The sequence below is a fragment of the Methylobacterium sp. E-041 genome, from assembly GCF_022829665.1.
GTDB lineage: Bacteria > Pseudomonadota > Alphaproteobacteria > Rhizobiales > Beijerinckiaceae > Methylobacterium.
Map to the genome: position 1 here is coordinate 1 of NZ_JAKSYQ010000198.1, position 542 is coordinate 542.

Sequence of the window (542 nt, forward strand, 5' to 3'; positions counted from 1 at the left end):
GCGTCGTCGGCATCCAGGATGCCGTCGAGGTCGCCCACCAGCGCGTCGAGCTGCTCGGACGACGAGCGGATCTTGAACCGCGTCCCGTCCTCAGCCTCAACCGCGATCTCGACGTGGTCGCCGACCTTGGCCGCCAGCGCCTGCTTCAGGATGTACGTCGTCACGTCTGCCTTGTCGGCCATGCCAGCTCCTTCACGTTCGCCGCGGGCAACGCCGCACCGCTCGCTTCGTCGGTGCGGCAGAACCTCGCGGCACTGTGCATGGCGCACGGCCTCCACGGGGCCGGCACGCGATCCGCTCGGCCGTTCGTCACAAGGCCAAGCTATGACATTTCTGCAACCCAGGATTGATCGCAGCCGCGAAACTCAATCGCGCGCAATGCGTATTGGGATGTGCTCGGAACAGCAGCGACGCTGGTCGAGTCGTCTCCAACCTGAAAGCGAATGCCCGAATGACCCCCATCCATGCGCCGAAGCTCGCGACCAGCGGCGACCGATCGATCGGAAGCCGCATCGCGGCGTATCGGACCGCTCAAGGTCTGA

At 65.5% G+C, this 542-nt stretch carries 2 protein-coding genes; both read right to left on the reverse strand.

Annotation, left to right across the window (positions count from 1 at the left end):
- Positions 1-182, reverse strand: a 182-nt coding sequence (locus MKK70_RS19220; protein ID WP_243949383.1) for a hypothetical protein, incomplete at its 3' end; no start/stop codon positions are given.
- A gap of 140 nt (positions 183-322) precedes the next feature.
- A partial coding sequence (locus MKK70_RS19225; RefSeq protein WP_243949384.1) for a hypothetical protein occupies positions 323-542 on the reverse strand: 220 nt, incomplete at its 5' end.